This is a genomic window from Vibrio renipiscarius (genome assembly GCF_000827885.1).
GTDB lineage: Bacteria > Pseudomonadota > Gammaproteobacteria > Enterobacterales > Vibrionaceae > Vibrio > Vibrio renipiscarius.
Window position 1 is genome coordinate 112,068 of the sequence record NZ_JTKH01000008.1, and the last position, 21,555, is coordinate 133,622.

The following is a 21,555-nucleotide window of genomic DNA, read 5'->3' on the forward strand; positions in this document are numbered from 1 at the left end:
AGCCTTTACGCTAAGTGCTCTCTCGCAAGATACTCATGGCTTTGCATTTCAGTTAAGCGTGATAAACACCGTTTAAACTCAAATTCTAACGTTCCACCGGTATAAAGATGCTCTAGTGACACTTCCGATGAAATGATCAATTTGACGTTTCTTTCATAGAACTCATCCACGAGGGCAATGAATCGTCGAGCGGCATCATCAATACTGTGCTCCATCCCTACGACTTCAGAGAGTAAAACCGTGTGATAGACCTTCGAGAGCTCAATATAATCATTCTGGCTACGAGCCGTTTGGCAGAGCTGCTCAAAAGTGGCATGCAATACCCCCTCCGCCGCTTTCTCTACCGCGAGTGTGCGATGATTAACTTCCACCACCTGCTGCGCCAACTTCCCTTCCCCGACCAACTGTTGATAATAACGGTCTATATTGTCATGAGCCGCTTGATCAAGCGGGTAATGATAAATTTCCGCTTGCTCAAGTGTGCGTAAACGATAGTCAACACCACTGTCGACATTCATAATCGTACAGTTTGCTTCTATTAGTTGAATTGCAGGCAAAAAGCGCGCTCTTTGTAGGCCATTTCGATAAAGCTCGTGCGGTGGAATATTGGATGTCGCCACCAGCACAACACCACGCTGAAACAAGGCTTGAAACAACACGCCTAAAATCATCGCATCAGTAATATCGGAAACAAAAAACTCATCGAAGCAAATGATGTCCGCTTGCTGCTTAAAAATATCCGCTACCGCTTCTAATGGATCGCTCACGTCATCCAGTCGCCCTAACTCATCATGAACACGCAGCATAAAGCGGTGGAAGTGAATGCGCATTTTGTTTTCAAGAGGTAAGTCCTCATAAAATGCATCCATTAAATACGTCTTGCCGCGTCCAACGCCTCCCCAGAAATACAACCCTTTAGGGGATTCAGGTAAGGGCGCCTTTTTACCTAACCATGATTTCCATTTAGGTTGAGTGACCGTCGGCGTTTGTGAGAACGCCACCATCTGATGAAAAAGAGCGTCAAGCGCTTGAACCGCTTGGAGTTGAGCGGGATCGTGCTTAAAACCATGTAACTCAACATCTTGCTGATAACGTTTTAAAGGCGTCATAGTTAGACCTTTCTATCCCTGCGGCCGTTAACTATCCTTATCTTCGCTGTGAATTTTATTAATGCAAAATCATTGGATAGTGTCACACGCATTTTGCTTTATTGGTTTAATTTCTCATAGTAACATGTCAGTTCAGCATGTGTAACTATCACGTAAACAACATGTTAAACCAAAAATAATAAGGAGTCATTATGCCTTGGATTTATGCCCTTGCGGGCTTGCTTGCCGGAACAGTACTTGGCTTTGGTATCTCGCGTCTTACGACCCCTGGATACAAGAAACAAAAGAGCCTTAACAAAGATCTTGAAACCGCGAAATTTCAATTAGAACAGCAAAAACAAGAATTATCCGATCACTTTGCACAAAGTGCAGAGATGCTCGATTCTCTCGGTAAAGAGTACACTCGCCTTTACCAGCATATGGCTAAAACATCCTCGGAACTATTACCGAACATGCCCGAACAGGATAATCCGTTCGCTCAAAAAGTAGCATCACACAACAGCACGACTCAAGATGCACAAAAAACAGCGGACTCTGTCGATGAAGCACCAAAAGATTACGCTTCCGGTGCAACCGGTTTGTTGCGTGAACAAAAGAAAGAAATTTTAAATTCTCCAGAAGAAGCCACCGCCAAGGCCTCTTAAACAACCTGACGAAAACAACGTTCTCAATGAACTTTGTTGTATTTGTTAAGTCATAACTCCCATAAGTAGCCATTGATTTATTGTTTTTATAAATCAATCTAAAACCGGATGAGCACGCATTGCTCACCGGTTTTAATCGGTATTCACTGTATAGGAGTTTTTGATGAAAAAGCCTTTGCTTGCCTTAACGGTACTCTCCCTAAGCCTAACGTCCCTTTTCTCGACCTTGCCCGCTCAAGCTGCACTACCACTTTCTGTTAGTGGCGAGCAATTACCGAGCTTAGCCCCCATGCTCGAAAACGTCACACCCGCCGTAGTCAGCATTGCGGTTGAAGGCACCCACGTGTCGAAACAACGCATCCCCGACCAATTCCGTTTTTTCTTTGGTCCTGATTTTCCTGCTGAGCAACAGCAAGAACAACCATTTAGAGGGCTCGGTTCTGGCGTCATCATTGATGCGAAGCAAGGCCATATCGTCACAAATTTCCACGTCATCAAAAACGCTGAAAAAATCCGAGTCAAATTGCAAGATGGCAGAGAGTACGACGCCGAATTGATCGGCGGTGATGAAATGTCAGATGTTGCGTTGCTGAAAATAGACAAAGCCAAGAACCTCACCCAAATAGCACTTGCCGATTCCGATCAACTGCGTGTTGGTGACTTCACCGTCGCCATTGGTAATCCCTTTGGTCTTGGCCAAACCGTGACCTCGGGGATCGTATCAGCACTGGGGCGCAGCGGTTTAAATCTGCAAAACTTTGAGAACTTTATACAAACCGATGCGGCGATCAACAGTGGCAACTCTGGCGGCGCATTGGTCAACCTAAACGGCGAATTAATTGGCATTAATACCGCGATCTTTGGCCCTAACGGTGGCAATGTGGGCATTGGTTTTGCTGTTCCCGTCAATATGATGAAAAACTTAACCGAGCAGATTTTAGAGTTTGGAGAGGTAAAGCGCGGCGTACTAGGCATACAAGGTGGAGAGATCACGTCAGAACTGGCGGAAGCAATCGGCTACGAGTCCAACAAAGGCACCTTTGTAAATCAAGTCTTCGTTGACAGCGCCGCAGATAAAGCGGGCATTCAAGCCGGAGATATCATCGTCTCGATTAATGGCAAAACCATTAATTCATTTCATGAGTTCAGAGCAAAGATTGGCACCTTAGGGGCAGGCAAGAAAGTCACCCTTGGTATTGTCCGTGACGGAAAAGAAACCGCCGTCAAAGTCACCTTAGGTGAGCAAGAAAACATCAAAGCCAGCGTTGAGAAATTACACCAGGGCTTAACCGGCGCTTCTCTCACCAACACCAATGCCAGTGATAGCGTGAAAGGGGTTAAAGTCTCCTCGGTTGAAGCGGGATCGCCAGCAGAAGCCTACCAGCTACAAGCCAGTGATATCATTATTGGAGTGAACCGACAACCCGTGGAAAACCTAGCCGAATTACGCAACGTGCTTGAGCAACAATCCGGCGTGCTGGCATTGAACATTCAACGTGATAACCGGACTATCTATCTGATTGTTCGGTAATTAGATCACGTCACACTCGAAAATATCCCATTCGGTTATTAGCATAAAACGCGATATGGATTTAAATGACAGCGGAGAAATTCGCTGTCTTTTTCATATAGTGCTATCCTTCTGATTTTATTGGCTGTGTATCATTATTTTGAGGGATGTATGCTGGGTTTTCTTTTACGCTCTGTCGGACTGGGTCTGGCCACAGCGGCATTGCTTTTAATCGCGGTACCATCGCTTCGTTCCAATGTGCTACCGGAAAGCATTACGCGTCCAGCCACGAACATCACCGCTATGCAGCTATCATTTAATGAAGCCGTTCATCGAGCTGCGCCTGCCGTCGTTAACATCTATAGTCGCAAATACACCGAAGATGACCGCTCTAAATTACTGACTCAAGGGTTAGGTTCAGGGGTTATTGTGAGCGACAAAGGTTACATCATTACCAATTACCATGTGGTTGCACAGGCCGATCAAATCATCGTCGCACTGCAAGATGGTCGAGCTGCTGCCGCACAGTTAGTGGGAAAAGATCGTCGTACCGATATCGCCATTTTACGGGTTGAAGGCGAGAATTTACCCGTCATCCCGTTAAACTCAGATTACAAAGCCAAAGTCGGCGATGTGGTTCTCGCGATCGGAAACCCTTATAACCTCGGTCAAACCACCACTTTTGGTATCATTTCGGCAACCGGTCGTTCTTCAATCAGTGCGGATGGTCGCCAAGCCTTTATTCAAACCGATGCGGCCATTAACGAAGGCAACTCCGGTGGCGCTTTGGTCAACACGCGTGGTGAATTGGTTGGGATCAACACGGCTTCATTCCAACAGGCAACTGAACTGGAAACTTACGGTATTTCCTTTGCGATTCCTTACTCGCTTGCCAATGTAATCATGAATAAAATCATTGCTGATGGGCGCGTAATTCGCGGCTATATTGGCATTGATGGCCAAGACATTACTTCGGTGACCGCTCGCCTACTTGGCAATAAACACATTGGCGGCATCGTCGTATTAGGGGTTGATCCAAATGGTCCAGCCGCTAATGCCGGATTTCAAGCGCAAGACATTATCCTCAAGATCAACGGCCAAAAAATTAACGGTCGCCACAGTGTGATGGAAATTGTCACCGATTTACGCCCAGGTACCACGGTGGATGTCCTAGTACTGCGCAAAGGGGAAGAGTTAACTCTTCCGGTGACGATTACCGAAGATACTCGCGAATAAATCGCCACGGCTTCTCATTTTCCCGAAAGCGCAACTCTGGCTGAATACATTTCGTTTAGATAAAAAAATCCCAGCAATATGTGCTGGGATTTTTTTTATTCGTTGTCGCCTGAACTCTCGGCATCGGTGGTATGCGTTGATTCCACTTCAATACTCGTCACACGTTGCAAACCACGTGGCAGTAACCCACCACGACGGCCTCTTTCCCCACGGAAGTTTTCTAAATCCGAAGGTTTCAGACCCAGCTTACGTTTACCCGCGTACAAGGTCACCGTGCTGTTTCGAGGAATGGAAATCAAGTGTGAAACCACTTCTTCACGCTCTTTCGCTTTAGCCGCTGGAATATTAATGATCTTATTACCTTTACCTTTGCTCAATTGCGGCAGCTCCTTCATTGGGAACAACAGCATTCGACCTTGGTTAGTAATCGCTAAGATTTCATCATTATCTAAATCACTGATCCGTTGTGGAACGGTAACTTGTGCATTCTGTGGCAAACTCACGAGCGCTTTGCCGCTGCGGTTTTTCGACAGTAAGTCCGAACCTTTACACACAAAGCCATAGCCCGCATCAGAGCCAATTAACCAAAGTTGATCATCTTCACCCATCACAACTTGGCGGACGGATGTGCCTGGTGCCACATTCAAACGACCGGTGATTGGTTCCCCTTGGCTACGTGCTGACGGCAATGAATGCGACTCTAACGAGTAACTACGGCCATCGCTGCCCAAGAAAACCGCTTGCTGGTTACTCTTACCACGAGCAAGCGCAAGATACTGGTCACCTGACTTGTAACTCAAGCCTTCGCCATCGACCTCATGCCCTTTCGCATGACGAATCCAACCTTTTTCAGAAAGAACCACCGTGATCGGTTCGCTTGGCACAAGATCGCGTTCAGTCATTGCTTTCGCTTCTGCGCGCTCAATCATCGGAGAACGACGATCATCACCGTATTTCTCTGCGTCCGCTTTTAGCTCTTTTTTGATCAAGGTATTCAAACGACGATCAGAACCTAATAACTGCTCTAGTTTTTCACGCTCTTTCTCAAGTTCATCTTGCTCGCCACGAATCTTCATTTCTTCAAGCTTCGCTAAGTTACGAAGTTTGATATCAAGAATCGCATCGGCTTGAATATCTGAAACGCCAAAACGCGCCATCAATACCGCTTTCGGTTCGTCTTCGGTACGGATGATGTCAATCACTTCATCAAGGTTTAGGTACGCAACCAATAAACCTTCAAGAATATGCAAACGAGCCAACACTTTATCTAAACGGTACTGCAAGCGGCGAGTCACCGTATCGCGGCGGAACTCAATCCACTCAGAAATAATCTGAACCAAGCCTTTCACTTGTGGACGATTATCCAGACCAATCATGTTTAAGTTAACACGGAAGCTCTTTTCCAAATCCGTTGAAGCAAACAGGTGATTCATCAACTGATCGCAATCAATACGGTTTGAACGCGGCACGATCACGATACGAGTCGGGTTTTCATGGTCCGATTCATCGCGAAGATCATCCACCATTGGCAGTTTCTTCGCACGCATCTGATTGGCTATCTGCTCAAGCAATTTCGCACCAGACGTTTGGTGCGGCAGCGAGGTGATAACAATATCTGGGCCTTCTTTGTGCCAAACCGCACGCATTTTAATGCTGCCACGGCCAGTACGGTAAATCTTCTCGATGTCTGCTTTAGGCGAGGTGATCTCAGCCTCAGTTGGGTAGTCAGGACCTTTTACAAACTGCATCACATCTGGCAATTCCGCTTTCGGATTGTCAATCATGTGAATCGTTGCTTCGACCACTTCACGTACGTTATGTGGTGGAATGTCGGTCGCCATACCAACCGCAATGCCCGTTACGCCATTTAGCAAGATATGCGGCAGACGTGATGGCAACATTTGAGGCTCTTTCATCGTGCCATCAAAGTTAGGTTGCCATTCAACCGTGCCTTGACCAAGCTCACCTAATAGAACTTCAGCAAACTTGGACAACTTAGCTTCGGTATAACGCATCGCAGCGAATGATTTAGGATCATCCGGTGCACCCCAGTTACCTTGACCATCAACCAATGGGTAACGGTAAGAGAACGGTTGAGCCATCAATACCATCGCTTCATAACACGCTGAGTCACCGTGTGGATGGTATTTACCCAACACGTCACCAACGGTACGTGCTGATTTTTTGTATTTCGCAGATGCCGAAAGACCAAGCTCTGACATCGCATAGATGATACGTCGTTGAACCGGTTTTAAGCCGTCACCAATATAAGGTAAGGCACGATCCATGATCACGTACATCGAATAATTCAGATAAGCGTCTTCGGTGAATTTGCGCATCGGCAACTGTTCAACGCCATCGTAAGTAATTTCTGTAGACATTCGTTAAACCTCTGCCAAATCGCCATTGCTTTGTAGCCACGCGCGACGATCATCCGCACGTTTTTTACCCAGCAGCATATCCATCATTTCCATCGTCGCTTCTTCGTCATCAATGGTTAACTGAACCAGACGACGCGTATTTGGATCCATGGTGGTTTCGCGCAACTGGAGTGGGTTCATCTCACCCAGACCTTTAAATCGTTGCACGTTAATTTTGGCTTTTTTCTTTGATAGTCGCTCTAAAACACCCTCTTTTTCATCGTCATCAAGAGCATAAAACACTTCTTTGCCACAGTCGATTCGATAAAGTGGAGGCATTGCCACGTAGATATGACCCGCTTCTGTTAATGCTCGGAAATGGCGAGTAAACAGTGCACACAATAGCGTGGCAATGTGAAGACCATCCGAGTCCGCATCGGCAAGGATGCAGATTTTACCGTAACGTAAACCGCTCAAATCATCGCTATCAGGATCAATACCCAAAGCAACCGAAATATCATGCACTTCTTGTGAAGCAAGCACCTGATCCGCTGCCACTTCCCAAGTGTTTAGAATTTTACCGCGCAGTGGCATCACCGCTTGGAATTCACGATCACGCGCTTGTTTTGCTGAACCGCCTGCCGAGTCCCCTTCCACGAAGAAGATTTCAGTGCGGCTAAGATCTTGTACTGAACAGTCCGTCAGTTTGCCTGGCAAGGCTGGGCCCGAGGCAATTTTCTTACGCACCACTTTTTTGCTTGCACGCATACGGCGATGCGCATTGGCAATACAAGTTTCAGCCAGCAATTCCGCCAGTTGTGGTTTTTCATTTAGCCACAAGCTAAATACATCTTTAACGACACCCGAAACAAAGGCTGCGGTTTGACGCGAAGATAAACGCTCTTTCGTTTGGCCAGCAAATTGCGGGTCTTGCATCTTAACGGACAGAACGTAAGAACAGCGGTCAAAGACATCGTCACCCGTTAACTTAACACCACGAGGAAGCAGGTTGCGGAATTCACAGAACTCACGCATTGCGTCTAGCAAGCCTTGGCGAAGACCGTTCACATGCGTGCCGCCTTGCGCCGTTGGGATCAAGTTCACGTAGCTTTCGGTGATCATATCACCGCCTTCTGGCTGCCAGATCACCGCCCAATGGGCCGCTTCTGTTTCAGCGGAGAACTCGCCCGTAAATGGCACTTCCGGCAGTACTGGGTAGCCTTTTACCCCTTCAGCTAAGTAATCCGTTAAGCCATCTTCGTAATACCAGCGATGATCTTGATTGTTTACTTTATCTGTAAAGGTAATTTCTAAACCCGGGCACAATACCGCTTTCGCACGCAGGTTATTCACCAAACGTGTGACCGAGAAATTCGGCGAATCAAAGTAGCTGGTATCTGGCCAGAAGTGGACACTGGTGCCTTTATTGCGGCGACCACAGGTGCCAGTCACCGTCAACTCTTCTACTTTGTTGCCATGTTCAAAGGCCATTTCATAGATTTGACCGTCACGGCGAACCGTCACTTCAACGCGTTTCGATAGCGCATTCACTACCGAGATGCCAACACCGTGCAGGCCGCCTGAAAACTGATAGTTTTTATTCGAGAACTTACCACCCGCATGAAGCTTACAGAAAATAAGCTCCACACCTGATATCTTTTCTTCAGGGTGCATATCGACAGGCATGCCGCGACCATCATCAATTACTTCTAATGATTGATCGGCATGAAGAATTACTTGTACCTTAGAGGCATGTCCGGCGAGCGCTTCATCGACACTGTTGTCGATTACTTCTTGGCCTAAATGGTTTGGACGCGCTGTATCCGTATACATCCCAGGTCGGCGACGTACTGGCTCCAAGCCATTAAGAACCTCAATGGCTCCGGCATTATATTGTTCAGTCATAATACGGAATATCGTTTATAGAGATTTAATGGTTACTATGCAGAGCGCTTCAATGGCACCGGTGATATTGGTTAAAAAACATCACAAACGCTGAATCTCTCAGCGTTTTTCAACTGCAATAGTACAAGGGGAACATAGTCTGAAAGAGACCAGTTTATGTCAAGTGAGATAGGTTAGTAACAAGCAAATTTATGACTCTTCCCTCAATGAATAGCAAAAGTTTCAGCAATTCATTTTTTACAGAAAAGGACAAATCACAGGTTACAACGCTAGGAACTGGATAATTTGCTCAGGGTAGCGCTCAAAATCAACAAAGCTATGATCACCCCCTATTTCGACGGTTTGTTTTGCTAAAACAAATTTCTCTACCGCTTGGCGATAGTCGAGCACTTCATCTTCCGTTTGCTGCAATAGCCAAAAGTCACTTGGATTCTTTAACTGGGTAACATCGAGTGCTTTAAGCTCCTCGATATGGTGTGCTTGCAAGACATAATGTTCGTGTGTGTATGGATTTTCTTGCTCACCAAGATAGTCCAAGAGTAGCTCGTAAGGTTTAATGGCAGGGTTAACAACAACGGCTTTGAAACCAAATTGAGCATTAAGCCACATCGACAAGTAACCGCCTAGTGAGCTGCCCACCAGACCAATTTGATAATCTTGCTGGTACTGCTCAATAAACGACATGAGGCACTCTGCAGCTTGTTGAGGAAAGCAAGGAAGTTGAGGGACCACAACCTTGATATCAGGTCGGTTGTCGGCGCAATACTGCACCATAACATTTGCTTTATGAGATAAAGGAGAGCTATTAAAGCCATGGATATAGAGCAACAGTGAAGGTTTCATTGCGTATCTCTCAATAAAGCGAAGATGAGCGGCGAAATCAATAACCGCTCGAATCAAAATTAGGTAGATATAGACCATCAGCTAAACGCTGAACTTGCGTCTCAAATCGACCGTCAGCGTATAAGGTTAGCTCTCGCCAACCCGGAGAACAAGCATCTAATGCAAAGTCATCGCTATTCGGTTTAAATTGTACACAAGTCGATGGCGTCGCCATCACTGTGGCGCCACTTCGAACCACTTGCATATCTTGATGTACGTGCCCGCACAGTATCGCACGTACGTTATCGTGTTTTTCGACAATTTGCCAAAATTGTTCTGCGTCTTTCAATGTATGTTGATCAAGCCAAGCGCTCCCAACCAATATTGGGTGGTGGTGCAACAATACCAAGCTGTGACGCTCTGGATGTAAACGTAACTGTGTATCAAGCAAGTCAAGTTGCTGTTGACTCAACCGACCATGCGGCACGCCTTCAACTTGAGAGTCAAGCAAGATCAATTGCCAATGCTCACCCAACAATGTGGATTCGGTTTGCACGATCTGCGGAGACGGTAATACCGACCCCATACTCGGCTTATAATCATGATTACCTGGCAGCCAAAAACACGGTTTTTCCAACCGCTCAATACCTTGTGCAAATCGCTGGTATGACACTTCAGAGTGATCTTGAGAAATATCCCCTGTCGCCAGAAGAAACTCAAAATCAAAACCTTGCTGATGAATCCCTTCAACAACGGCGGAAAAGCTGTCATTTGTATTGACGCTAAGCAGGCTGCCGTCCTCTGCCGCAAACAAGTGAGTATCGGTGAGCTGCACGAGCTTAATTATGTCTGTAACTGATGAGTCTGACGTAACTTTCACTAATAAAACCTAGGTATTCAATGGTGAACGGCTAATGCCATGCTTTAAACAAAACGACAACCAATCACCTAAAAAACGATTCAATTGCGCTTTTTCATCTTTTTGAACCATTTTATCGTTCGGGTAATCATATCGCGCTTTCACTCGCGATAAATATTCACTACTACACACTTCCGCTACACGAGCGTCGTGGTAGAGCCTGACAGACATTTTTGGCAATGGAAACACAGGAACGTCATCACTTTGACAAATATCAACCAAAGTTGTGTACTTTGTGACTTCTCCCACGAGTATTTGATAAGACATACTGGCGGCTTGGTAGCAGCGCACATCCCCAACACTTGGTTGTGTCGGTATTAATGCATTTAATTTGGCGTAATTCGTCTCGTAAACACGCATTAACTCAGCCAAATCAACATGGTATGTTCTATTATTCGTTACTTGTCCCATTCGCTCTTTATTCGTTGATAGTTTAGTTGTAGCCATTGCAAAGCCAGAATCGACGCGCCATTTTCAAAGCGCCCATCTTCAACCCATTGATAGGCTTGCTCTCGGCTGACCACCTGTACTCGGATATCCTCGCCTTCATAGTCTAAACCATGAACGCCACTTGCGGTGCTTGCATCCACCTCACCAACAAAGACATCGAGCTTTTCAGAACAACCACCCGATGATGGGTAATATGACGTCATCTTAACCAATCGCTCGATCTCGATACCCGCTTCTTCTTTGGCTTCTCGACGAACCACATTCTCTGCAGTTTCATTCGGATCAATCACCCCTGCAACAATTTCTAATTGCCAAGGGTGGGCATGCTCAAGTGCCCCAACGCGGATTTGCTCTATCAATACAACTTGATCAGTTTTAGGGTCATAAGGCAAAAGCGCGGCGGCATGGCCTCGCTCAAACATTTCACGTTCTATCTCTTTGCTCCAGCCCCCTTCAAACAATTTGTGCTTGAAACGGTACTTAACCATCTTAAAAAAACCCTGAAACAGCGTCTCTTTTGAGATAATTTCGACATCTTCGCTTGTAAACTGTGTTGATTGATTATCCGTTTGTTGCATTTTGCACCTCTATCCATGAACCTTATAGTTTACTCAGAGAACAACGCTTGTTCCATCGACGCACTTCAACTTTTTATATAATTCTTCTATATTTTTTTAGGTTGTATCAATTTTTATTGTACAGATGGACAATTATTTGTAAAAGATTGCAAAGTTTAGAGTGAATTAGCGCCAATTTGAGTTAAACTCTTGAACAATTGACCTCTTTTTATTTGGCAGGGATCGAACCCATGAAAAAATTGCTTCCACTTCTTATCAGTGCAGCACTCGGTAGTCTTAGCACTTCTGCTTGGGCAGATACGCTGACAGAAATTTACAACCAAGCGAAGGAAAACGATCCTACGCTACTCAGCTCAGCGGCGACACGCGATGCCGCTTTTGAAGCAATCGAAGAAAGTCGCAGTACTTTGTTACCACAAATTAACTTAACTGCGGGCTATGATCTGACTCGTGGCGATAGCGATAGTGATGCATTATCAGCTGGCGTGAACTTTTCTCAAGAGCTCTTCGACCGCTCAAGCTGGATTAGTCTAGATACTTCTGAAATGTCTGCTCGTCAAGCGGATGCCGCTTATGCAGCCATTCAACAAGCACTTATTCTGCGCGTATCACAAGCCTATTTTGATGTCCTAAGAGCTCAAGATAACTTGGTGTTTATTCAAGCAGAGAAAGCGGCGGTTGCTCGCCAACTAGAGCAAACCAAACAACGTTTTGAAGTGGGCCTATCGGCAATTACTGACGTTCATGACGCACAAGCGCAATACGACTCAGTATTGGCTGACGAAGTTCTGGCACAAAATGATTTAGTTAACAGCTATGAAGGCCTACGTGAAATTACTGGCCAAGAGCACGCTAACCTAGAAGTATTAGATACTAAACGCTTCTCTGCGAGCAAAACATCAACAGCAATCAATACGTTAGTTGATGAAGCCGGACAAAAGAACCTAAGCTTATTAGCAGCACGAATTACGCAAGATGTTGCCAAAGAAAATATTTCACTCGCCAGTTCTGGTCACCTTCCATCATTGACTCTTGATGGTGGCTACAACTACCGTGATATCAGCAATACCGATGTAAATCCTATCACACAACGTAGTTCTGACGGTGATGAAGGTAACTTCAACGTTGGTCTTAACTTAGTGGTGCCTCTATACACGGGTGGCAATATCACCTCGCAAACCAAGCAAGCTGAATTTGCTTATGTTGCAGCAAGCCAAGATCTTGAGGCGACATACCGTAGCGTAGTGAAAGATGTTCGCGCATTTAACAACAACATCAGTGCATCTATCGGCGCATTGCGTGCTTACGAGCAAACTGTTATCTCTGCAGAATCAGCACTAGAAGCAACCGAGGCTGGTTTTGATGTGGGCACACGTACTATCGTTGACGTATTAGACTCAACGCGTCGCCTATACGATGCAAACAAGAGCTTATCGAACGCACGTTACGATTACATTCTAAGCGTACTGCAACTGCGTCAAGCGGTGGGTACGTTGAGTGAACAAGATATCTTAGATGTCAACGCAGGTCTTAAACCCGCGACTAAGTAATCCACTCAAAAACACGGTAAGATCAAAAAAGCCTGCTGATTATGCAGGCTTTTTTATGTTTAAAACTCAGCTTATACCGTCGTTTCGGTAATAAGATTATGTTTATTCAACAATCGATACATGGTCGCGCGCGAAACGCCCAGCTCTTTGGCTGCCATCGACACTTGGCCGGTATGTGACTCGAGTACAAGCAACAGTGCGTCTCTTTCACTGCGTTCTCGAATATTTTTCAGACTGCGCTTACCATCACTGCGCTTAGGCAAGTCTAAATGTTGCTCGTCGAGCATCACCGTATCCGACATCAATACCACGCGTTTGATCTGGTTCATGAGCTCACGTACGTTGCCTGGCCAATGATAACGAGTCAGTGAACGCGTCGCCTCTTCGGTAAAACTGCGCGCCTGAGCATTATATTCACGCGAGTACTCCATCAAGAAATGACGGGCAAGAATGGCAATGTCCCCTGCGCGCTCTTTCAAGCTCGGCACATTGATGCGTAAAACATTAATATAATGGTAAAGCTCTTCGTTAAAATCCCCATCTATCAGGGCTTTTTCAATATCGGCTGAGTTCGCCGCTAAAATACGAACATCCACTTCTTTACGGCCATTCACCGTTTCCACCGTGCCCTCTTGCAAGAAGCGCAACAGATTAAGCTGCTGTGATTTCGGCAACGTAAGAATGTCGTTTAATAAAATCGTCCCGCCATCAGCGCGTTCTAAAATTGACGCTTCGTCAACGTCATCGCGATGAATGCCAAATAAGTCACTTTCAAGACGCCGTTCAGACATCGCACGGCAATTAACCGATAGAAACGCTTTTTGCGCACGTGATGAGGTTTTATGTACCGCCCTGGCGACCGTTTCTTTGCCGGTCCCACTTTCGCCATAAATAAGAATGCTGACATCGGTTGGACCAATGCGTTTAATTTGATCTCGTAAGCGCTTCATTGGGATTGATTCACCGATCAAGCCCATATCATTATTGTTGCCGTAATGCGGCCAAACCTTTTTCTCTAACTTAAGCATACCAAGTTGGTGCCCAATGGTGCTAAGCAATTGCGCATCGGGGATCGGGGCCGTAAAGAAGTCGATACAAAAGTTAACGATAAACTGGCAAATCGTATCTGAACTCAACTGAGACTCACGAATAAACGCAATCCAGCGCACCTGCTTGTGGTTACTCACTAAGTTAGCAATGCCATTAAGGCTAAACTCATCGTGGCTTAGATCAACGATACCAATACATGGGCCCGCTTCTGAGAACAACGTACTGGCGTGGCGCAAATCAGCACATTGGGTACATTGCCAGCCAACTTGCTCCAATACAGAGAGCCAAGGCTCGTAACTCCCGCCAACGACAATCAATGAGCCTGGGACAGAATCCATTCGGAATTGATTACCCATTAAGTATCTTCCTTATAATTCGGTTTTCTATTTTTTGTGCCACAAAAAACACATCAACAGTGGGTACAATATAAGAGACAGAGCGAATAGTCTGTCTCACTATTAAGACTAGAATATAATTTCTGCTCTTAACAAATTGATGTGCGATTAATTAGGCAATTGCCGATAAGTCTTTCGATTACATGCCTTAATTTTTCATGGCGACCGTCGAAGCACGGCATCCGATCCGTGTTCTATCGATAGTTATGTCAAACTTTGAGCAAAAAAAAACCACCCTAGGGTGGTTTTGCTACTCATTTCAAAGCTTGTTACGCTTGTGGGCGCATCGCTGGGAATAGGATCACATCACGAATAGTATGCGTGTTGGTGAATAACATCGCTAGACGATCGATACCGATACCTTGACCCGCTGTTGGCGGTAGGCCGTGCTCTAGTGCTGTAATGTAGTCAGCATCGTAGAACATTGCTTCATCATCACCCGCATCTTTAGCGTCTACTTGAGACTTAAAGCGTGCATCTTGGTCTTCCGCATCGTTCAGCTCAGAGAAGCCGTTCGCCACTTCACGGCCACCGATGAAGAATTCAAAACGGTCAGTGAAGAATGCGTTGTTATCACTACGACGAGCCAGTGGAGAAATGTCCGCTGGGTAACCTGTGATGAACGTCGGTTGAATCAGTTGAGGCTCAGCCGTTTCGCCAAAGATCTCTTCTAGTAGCTGACCACAAGTCCAGAACTTCTCAACATAGATGTCTAGAGATTTCGCAATAGCCACCATCGCGTCACGATCTTGAACGCCTTCTTCTGTCAGCGCTTGGATCTCTGCGTGCTCAGGGTTGTAGTGCTTGATCGCATCTAGCATAGTCATACGTGCGTATTGACCACCGAACTCAACCACTTGGTCACCGTAAGGCATTGACGTAGCACCTAGAATCTCAAGTGCAACCGTGCTTAGCATCTCTTCGGTTAGGTCCATCAGATCTTTGTAATCTGCGTACGCCATGTAGAATTCGATCATGGTGAATTCTGGGTTATGACGTGGTGATAGACCTTCGTTACGGAAGTTACGGTTGATTTCGAATACACGCTCAAAACCACCAACAACTAAACGCTTCAGGTAAAGCTCAGGAGCGATACGTAGGAACATTTGTTGATCAAGTGCGTTATGGTGAGTGATGAATGGACGCGCAGACGCACCGCCAGGGATCACTTGCATCATTGGCGTTTCAACTTCCATGAAGCTTTTCGACTCCATGAAACGACGAATACCAGACACCAGCTTAGAACGTACAATGAATGCATTACGTGAATCTTCGTTCACGATAAGGTCTACATAACGTTGACGGTAACGCATTTCTTGGTCAGTTAGACCGTGGAATTTTTCTGGCAGTGGACGAAGTGCTTTAGTTAGCAGTTCGAACTCTTCCATGTTTACGTACAAATCGCCTTTGCCTGATTTGTGCAATGCACCTTTAACACCGATGATGTCACCGATATCAAGACCGTGGTATTGCTCTTTCAGTACTTTTTGTACTTCTTTATCTGCGTATGCTTGGATGCTGCCAGACGTTTCTTGGATTAACAAGAATGGGCCACGTTTCGCCATGACACGACCTGCGATCGCTACTACATGGTTAAGCGCTTCTAGCTCTTCCTTAGTCTTTTCACCGAATTCTTTTTGTAGGTCGCTCGCGATTGCGTCACGACGGAAATCATTTGGGTGGCCGTTTGCTTTGCAGCTCTTACGGATAGCATCCAGTTTCGCGCGGCGCTCAGCAATTAGCTTATTCTCTTCTTGTGCAGAAGCTTCTTGTACAGATTCGTTTTGAACAACATCAGTCATTTTCGATGTATCCTGTCGTTAGTCGGTGAAAAGCTTACAAGCCTGATTTCAGGCTGGCTTCAATAAATTTGTCTAGGTCGCCATCAAGAACCGCTTGAGTATTGCGGTTTTCAACGCCAGTACGTAGATCTTTAATACGAGAGTCATCCAGAACGTAAGAACGGATCTGGCTACCCCAACCGATATCAGATTTAGTGTCTTCGTTGGCTTGTTTCTCAGCGTTTTGCTTTTGAATCTCAAGCTCAAACAATTTCGCACGTAGCTGCTTCATCGCTTGGTCTTTGTTCTTATGCTGAGAACGGTCGTTCTGACACTGCACCACAGTATTGGTTGGTACGTGAGTAATACGTACCGCAGATTCGGTGGTGTTGACGTGCTGACCACCCGCACCAGAGGCGCGGTATACATCAATACGAAGATCCGATGGGTTAATATCGATCGTAATATTGTCATCAATCTCAGGATAGATAAACGCAGAGGCAAATGAAGTATGACGACGGCCGCTTGAGTCAAAAGGAGACTTACGAACCAGACGATGCACGCCTGTTTCTGTACGTAACCAACCGTAAGCGTACTCACCAGAGATTTTAACTGTCGCGCCTTTAAGGCCAGCAACGTCGCCATCTGAAACTTCAATTACTTCTGTTTTAAAGCCTTTCGCTTCAGCCCAACGCAAGTACATGCGCAGCATAATTGATGTCCAGTCTTGCGCTTCTGTACCACCAGAACCCGACTGTAAATCAATGTAGCAATCTGAAGAATCGTGGTCACCAGAGAACATGCGACGGAACTCAAGTTTCGCTAACTTGTCTTCAAGTTCAGCTAATTCTGGTTCAATTTCGTCGAATGTTTCTTGATCTTCTTCTTCAACAGCAAGTTCTAGAAGACCTTCAACGTCTTCGACACCTTGCTCAAGCTGATCAATAGTTTCCACAACCGCTTCTAATGATGCACGTTCTTTACCCAACGCTTGTGCGCGTTCTGGCTCGTTCCATACATCTGGCTGTTCTAATTCTGCATTTACTTCTTCTAGACGCTCTTGTTTAGCATCGTAGTCAAAGATACCCCCTCAGGATGTTTGTGCGCTGAGACACATCCTGAAGACGGTTTTTAATTGGATTGATTTCAAACATACTGGCTCAATATTTATGAGTAGAATTTAACCGTGGAATTGTACTGAAAAGTGTGACGAAGATACAGGAAAATTTTATTTGCCTAGTCTAGAAGCTTAAACAAAAAAATCCCCCGTAACGTCAAGCACTACGGGGGATTGTTATCATTTTAACGGCGGTAATTACGCGTTTTCTTCAACCAATACTGGTTGTTCTTGTTTACCAACAAAACAAACGCAAATCATCGCAATCAGTGTTGGTAGTACCCAACCCATGCCCACATCAAATAGCGGTAACATGTTGAAGAAAGATACATCCACACCCACAATTTTTGCCGCATCAATCAGTGCAAACAAAAGAGAAACAAGCAGTACAACACGATACGCTAAACGAGTGTTTGGTAGCTTCTTACGCATGAACGTTAGCACGACTAGCGCAATCGCCACTGGGTAAAGAGCAAATAACACTGGAACAGACAGTGAAATCAGCTGTGCTAGACCGACGTTTGCCACTAATGCACACGCGGCACCGTTGATCACAACCCATTTTTTGTAAGAGATTGACGTCAGTGAGCTGAAGTAATCAGAACATGCTGAAATCAGACCAATCGCTGTCGTTAAACACGCTAGCATTACAATGACAGACAGTACGATTTGACCGTAAGGACCAAATAGTGCCTGAACATAAAGGCTCAGAACCAAACCACCGTTATCTGCACCAGCCGCAACAACAGAGCTTGTCGCACCTAAGTAGAATAATGATACGTAAACAAACGTTAAGCCGACTGCCGCAATCAAACCCGCAAGGATCAGGTAATGCGTGGTTGGTTTTTGCTCAGTAATGCCTTTGCTGCGAATAGCATCAACAATCAACACACCAAACATCAACGAACCGAAGGTATCCATGGTGTTGTAACCTTCAAGGAAACCTTTTTGCAGTGGGTGCGTTAAGTACTCGCCTTGCGCTGCAATGATCTCACCTTGTGGGTCAAGGAATACCGCACCTGCAAGAATAATAAGGCCGATAAACAATACGGGTGTTAGAACCTTACCGATGATGTCAATCAGTTTGCCTTGTGACCATGAGAACGACATCGCAATCACAAAGAACAGAATAGAGAACACCGTTAGGTGGATTTGCTCAGCATGAGCAAAGAATGGTTTTACTGCCATTTCGTACGCCACAAGACCAGTACGAGGGGCTGCAAATGCAGGACCGATGATGATAAAAATCAGCACAGCCATGATGGTTGCCGCTTTTACAGGCAAATCCTGAGTTAATTTAGCCCAAGAGCCTCCAGCAACAGCAATAGCAACGATGGTGAGAAGAGGTAGACCCACTGCTGTTAATAGAAAACCGCCCATCGCTGGAAGCACATTCTCGCCCGCTAGCTGCCCTGCAAGCGGTGGGAAGATGATGTTACCAGCACCCAAAAAGAAGGCGAAAAGCATAAAGCCTAACGCAATGATATCTGTTAGTTTTAACGTCTGCTTCACAGTAGAACCTTTATTTTTGTTTGATTGATGTTGTGTCTGCTTCGATGAGCAAAAATGCTCTCTCGGCTATATAATTTAGAACAGAATAATGACTAAATACTCAACTATCCGCAACCCAAAAGCGAAAAACACCATATAAATTTATATTGAGAAGCCAAAAGCAGTTCATAACACTGGTTATTAAATTCAAACCAGAACTAAACACCAATAAAACTGTTAACATTTAATCCTACAATAAGTTAAAGACACTGCACAACCGAGTTACATTGGTATTATTCACTCACTTAACAAGCAAGAGCCGAACATTTAATGAACAACGATCAACGCCAAACAAAGGGTTTCAAATTCAAGCAGTTTGCTATCGAAGGCGGTCAATGTGGTATGCCGGTCAGTACCGACGGTGTGTTATTGGGCGCTTGGGCGGACATCGAACATGCACAGCGAATTTTAGATATCGGCACAGGGACAGGGTTATTGACGCTAATGTGCGCCCAGCGCAATCACAACGCGACGATCGACGCTGTCGATATTGAGTCATCGGCGGTGATGACGGCGCAGTTAAATGTCGCAAATTCTGATTGGTCTGAGCGCATTATGGTCGCGCACGCTGATATTACGAAGATGGACTGTGAGGAACCATTTGACGCGATCATTTGTAATCCTCCCTACTTCAATAGTGGTGAACAAACAAAATTACAATCACGCGCTACCGCGAGGCACACCGATACCCTGAGCCATCAAGATTTACTCAAATGTTGCCAATCACTACTACTGCCTCACGGCAAAGCCAGCTTTGTGTTACCGGTTGTGGAAGGAGAGCATTTTATTCAACTTGCTGAACAGGCTGGATTCTCGCTGTCACGCCTATGCAAAGTACAGCCTACGCCAACAAAACCAGACAATAGGCTATTGATTGAATTGAGTTTAATAGCAGGGGAATGCAAAAATCAGCACGTGATAATTCGTGATAAGCTAGGCTATACAGAGGCCTTTATTGCGCTAACTAAAGATTTTTATTTAAAGATGTAGAAATAAGGTGTGATCCTAATCACCAATCCAACTATACTACTCGGCTATTTTTTGGCTTAACTTTTTGACTTAGCCATGTTGGGTAGCGCGAACTATCCGCTTCTAATTTTTGTAATCTCGCCGAAGGGCTTGTGGAGAAACAACTGTGATCAAAAATTTTGCAGATCTTGATTTAGATCCGAACCTGCTTACCGCTATTGAAGAAATGGGCTTTGAACGTCCGACTCAAGTGCAGGCTCAAGCAATTCCTCAAGCTTTAGAAGGGCGAGATATTCTAGCTTCAGCACCAACAGGTACAGGCAAAACAGCTGCGTTTGTTATCCCTGCCCTGCAATACCTGCAAGACTTCCCTCGCCGTAAGCCGGGACCTGCTCGTATGCTTATTTTGACGCCGACTCGTGAACTAGCAATGCAAATTGCCGATCAAGCACGTGCGTTAGCGAAGAACACGAAGCTTAATATCTTTACCATTACTGGTGGTGTTCAATACCAAGAACACGCTGACATTCTTGCGACTACGCAAGATATCGTTGTTGCAACACCAGGTCGCTTGATGGAATACATCAAGGCAGAGCGTTTTGATTGCCGTGCAATTGAATGGCTAATCCTAGATGAAGCAGACCGCATGCTAGACATGGGCTTTGGCCCAACCGTTGATAAACTGGCGACAGAGTGTCGCTGGCGTAAACAGACACTACTATTCTCTGCAACGCTAGAGGGCCGTGGTGTTGAAGGCTTTACCGCTGATCTACTGAAAAACCCAGCAGAAATCGAAGCCGATCCTTCACGTCGTGAACGCAAAAAAATCACTCAGTGGTACCACCGTGCTGACAGCGCCGAACACAAACTGGCACTGCTGAAAAAAATTCTGACTGAGCAAGCTGAACGTTCTATCGTTTTCCTAAAAACTCGTGAACGCCTTGCTGAGCTGCGCACTGAACTTGAACGCGCGCAAATCCCTTGTTCTTGGATTCAAGGTGAAATGCCTCAAGATCGTCGCAACAATGCGATTGCCCGTTTCCGTGATGGTGAAGTGAATGTACTACTGGCCACTGACGTTGCTTCACGTGGTATCGACTTGCCTGACGTAAGTCATGTAATCAACTACGACATGCCACGCAGCGCTGACGTTTACATACACCGTATCGGCCGTACCGCTCGTGCAGGTAAAAAAGGTAACGCGGTTTCTATCGTAGAAGCACACGACCACCAAATGCTGGATCGCGTCGCTCGCTACATTAAAGAAGACATCAAAGAGCGCTTCGTAAAAGAAATGCGTCCAACGCATAAAAAACCTATCTTCAAGAAAAAGAAAAAAGAAGATAAGAAGAAGACTGCAGTAAAAGCGAAAAGCAAAAAGAAAACTGGCAAGAAGAAATAAACACTCGCGAGTTTAAAAACACTAAGGGTTGATGTGCACACATCAACCCTTTTTTATTACCGGTCGAAAATCGATTCTCCCCATTTTCGACAGACAAAAAAATACCGCTTCAATCGAAGCGGCATTCATATTGTGACCTTACTGTAAGATCGCTGACAACGGTACCTGTCCACTCACTACAGATTCAATGTAGTGAGGGTCAGAGCA

General features: G+C 45.5%; 17 protein-coding genes. 6 read left to right on the forward strand and 11 right to left on the reverse strand.

All coding sequences use genetic code 11. From position 1 onward, the window contains the following. Window positions 1–5: 5 nt before the first annotated feature. Window positions 6–1,109, reverse strand: coding sequence for a cell division protein ZapE (gene zapE, locus OJ16_RS07905; protein WP_040989093.1), 1,104 nt, complete (start codon window positions 1,107–1,109; stop codon window positions 6–8). Between the two features lie 191 nt (window positions 1,110–1,300). Between zapE and zapG the strand changes: the two genes are divergently transcribed. From zapG to degS, 3 genes are all read left to right on the forward strand, one after another. Then, window positions 1,301–1,753 (forward strand): Z-ring associated protein ZapG, encoded by a 453-nt coding sequence (zapG, locus tag OJ16_RS07910; protein WP_040989094.1) that lies wholly within the window; start codon window positions 1,301–1,303, stop codon window positions 1,751–1,753. 163 nt (window positions 1,754–1,916) lie between these two features. Further along, entirely contained in the window at window positions 1,917–3,284 is a 1,368-nt protein-coding gene (locus OJ16_RS07915) for a DegQ family serine endoprotease (protein WP_040989095.1), read from the forward strand. Window positions 3,285–3,434: 150 nt separating this feature from the next. Then, on the forward strand, window positions 3,435–4,499 hold the full coding sequence (gene degS / locus OJ16_RS07920) for an outer membrane-stress sensor serine endopeptidase DegS (RefSeq protein ID WP_040989096.1): 1,065 nt from the start codon (window positions 3,435–3,437) through the stop codon (window positions 4,497–4,499). A gap of 95 nt (window positions 4,500–4,594) precedes the next feature. On the opposite strand, the gene parC is transcribed toward degS, so the two are convergent. From parC to nudF, 6 genes are all read right to left on the reverse strand, one after another. Then, entirely contained in the window at window positions 4,595–6,880 is a 2,286-nt protein-coding gene (gene parC / locus OJ16_RS07925) for a DNA topoisomerase IV subunit A (protein WP_040989097.1), read from the reverse strand. Between the two features lie 3 nt (window positions 6,881–6,883). After that, the gene (gene parE / locus OJ16_RS07930; protein ID WP_040989098.1) at window positions 6,884–8,764 is read right to left on the reverse strand and encodes a DNA topoisomerase IV subunit B; all 1,881 of its coding nucleotides are present in this window, start codon (window positions 8,762–8,764) and stop codon (window positions 6,884–6,886) included. A gap of 261 nt (window positions 8,765–9,025) precedes the next feature. Then, window positions 9,026–9,607, reverse strand: coding sequence for an esterase YqiA (yqiA, locus tag OJ16_RS07935; RefSeq protein WP_040989099.1), 582 nt, complete (start codon window positions 9,605–9,607; stop codon window positions 9,026–9,028). 37 nt (window positions 9,608–9,644) lie between these two features. Then, window positions 9,645–10,466 carry a 3',5'-cyclic-AMP phosphodiesterase gene (cpdA, locus tag OJ16_RS07940; RefSeq protein WP_040989100.1) on the reverse strand — a complete coding sequence of 274 codons (822 nt, stop codon included), beginning with the start codon at window positions 10,464–10,466 and terminating at the stop codon, window positions 9,645–9,647. Between the two features lie 9 nt (window positions 10,467–10,475). Beyond that, window positions 10,476–10,916 carry a DUF1249 family protein gene (locus OJ16_RS07945; protein WP_040989101.1) on the reverse strand — a complete coding sequence of 147 codons (441 nt, stop codon included), beginning with the start codon at window positions 10,914–10,916 and terminating at the stop codon, window positions 10,476–10,478. Next, entirely contained in the window at window positions 10,904–11,533 is a 630-nt protein-coding gene (nudF, locus tag OJ16_RS07950) for an ADP-ribose diphosphatase (protein ID WP_040989102.1), read from the reverse strand. Before nudF ends, OJ16_RS07945 begins: the two co-directional genes overlap by 13 nt. A 230-nt stretch (window positions 11,534–11,763) precedes the next feature. Here nudF and tolC point away from each other — a divergent pair, with 230 nt between their 5' ends. Then, entirely contained in the window at window positions 11,764–13,083 is a 1,320-nt protein-coding gene (gene tolC / locus OJ16_RS07955) for an outer membrane channel protein TolC (protein ID WP_040989103.1), read from the forward strand. A gap of 71 nt (window positions 13,084–13,154) precedes the next feature. Here the strand turns inward: tolC and vpsR are convergent, their stop codons facing one another. From vpsR to brnQ, 4 genes are all read right to left on the reverse strand, one after another. Continuing rightward, window positions 13,155–14,489 (reverse strand): cyclic-di-GMP-binding transcriptional regulator VpsR, encoded by a 1,335-nt coding sequence (gene vpsR / locus OJ16_RS07960; RefSeq protein WP_040989104.1) that lies wholly within the window; start codon window positions 14,487–14,489, stop codon window positions 13,155–13,157. Between the two features lie 308 nt (window positions 14,490–14,797). Then, window positions 14,798–16,330 (reverse strand): lysine--tRNA ligase, encoded by a 1,533-nt coding sequence (gene lysS, locus OJ16_RS07965; protein ID WP_040989105.1) that lies wholly within the window; start codon window positions 16,328–16,330, stop codon window positions 14,798–14,800. Window positions 16,331–16,364: 34 nt separating this feature from the next. Then, window positions 16,365–17,463, reverse strand: a protein-coding gene (gene prfB / locus OJ16_RS07970; RefSeq protein WP_152613836.1) for a peptide chain release factor 2 whose coding sequence is annotated in 2 segments (ribosomal slippage) — window positions 16,365–17,387 and window positions 17,389–17,463 — 1,098 coding nt in all. Because the reading frame shifts where the segments join, the coding sequence is not laid out codon by codon here. Window positions 17,464–17,624: 161 nt separating this feature from the next. Continuing rightward, window positions 17,625–18,938, reverse strand: coding sequence for a branched-chain amino acid transport system II carrier protein (gene brnQ, locus OJ16_RS07975; protein WP_040989106.1), 1,314 nt, complete (start codon window positions 18,936–18,938; stop codon window positions 17,625–17,627). 309 nt (window positions 18,939–19,247) lie between these two features. Between brnQ and OJ16_RS07980 the strand changes: the two genes are divergently transcribed. Next, complete coding sequence (locus OJ16_RS07980; protein WP_040989107.1) at window positions 19,248–19,967, forward strand: tRNA1(Val) (adenine(37)-N6)-methyltransferase; 720 nt, start codon at window positions 19,248–19,250, stop codon at window positions 19,965–19,967. A gap of 145 nt (window positions 19,968–20,112) precedes the next feature. Beyond that, the gene (srmB, locus tag OJ16_RS07985; RefSeq protein ID WP_040989108.1) at window positions 20,113–21,348 is read left to right on the forward strand and encodes an ATP-dependent RNA helicase SrmB; all 1,236 of its coding nucleotides are present in this window, start codon (window positions 20,113–20,115) and stop codon (window positions 21,346–21,348) included. Window positions 21,349–21,555: the final 207 nt, after the last annotated feature.

Bases quoted from the DNA above. Each gene is read 5' to 3' on its own strand.
- zapE (WP_040989093.1), bottom strand. From the start codon at position 1,109: ATGACGCCTTTAAAACGTTATCAGCAAGATGTTGAGTTACATGGTTTT.
- zapG (WP_040989094.1), top strand. From the start codon at position 1,301: ATGCCTTGGATTTATGCCCTTGCGGGCTTGCTTGCCGGAACAGTACTT.
- OJ16_RS07915 (WP_040989095.1), top strand. From the start codon at position 1,917: ATGAAAAAGCCTTTGCTTGCCTTAACGGTACTCTCCCTAAGCCTAACG.
- degS (WP_040989096.1), top strand. From the start codon at position 3,435: ATGCTGGGTTTTCTTTTACGCTCTGTCGGACTGGGTCTGGCCACAGCG.
- parC (WP_040989097.1), bottom strand. From the start codon at position 6,880: ATGTCTACAGAAATTACTTACGATGGCGTTGAACAGTTGCCGATGCGC.
- parE (WP_040989098.1), bottom strand. From the start codon at position 8,764: ATGACTGAACAATATAATGCCGGAGCCATTGAGGTTCTTAATGGCTTG.
- yqiA (WP_040989099.1), bottom strand. From the start codon at position 9,607: ATGAAACCTTCACTGTTGCTCTATATCCATGGCTTTAATAGCTCTCCT.
- OJ16_RS07945 (WP_040989101.1), bottom strand. From the start codon at position 10,916: ATGGGACAAGTAACGAATAATAGAACATACCATGTTGATTTGGCTGAG.
- nudF (WP_040989102.1), bottom strand. From the start codon at position 11,533: ATGCAACAAACGGATAATCAATCAACACAGTTTACAAGCGAAGATGTC.
- tolC (WP_040989103.1), top strand. From the start codon at position 11,764: ATGAAAAAATTGCTTCCACTTCTTATCAGTGCAGCACTCGGTAGTCTT.
- vpsR (WP_040989104.1), bottom strand. From the start codon at position 14,489: ATGGGTAATCAATTCCGAATGGATTCTGTCCCAGGCTCATTGATTGTC.
- lysS (WP_040989105.1), bottom strand. From the start codon at position 16,330: ATGACTGATGTTGTTCAAAACGAATCTGTACAAGAAGCTTCTGCACAA.
- OJ16_RS07980 (WP_040989107.1), top strand. From the start codon at position 19,248: ATGAACAACGATCAACGCCAAACAAAGGGTTTCAAATTCAAGCAGTTT.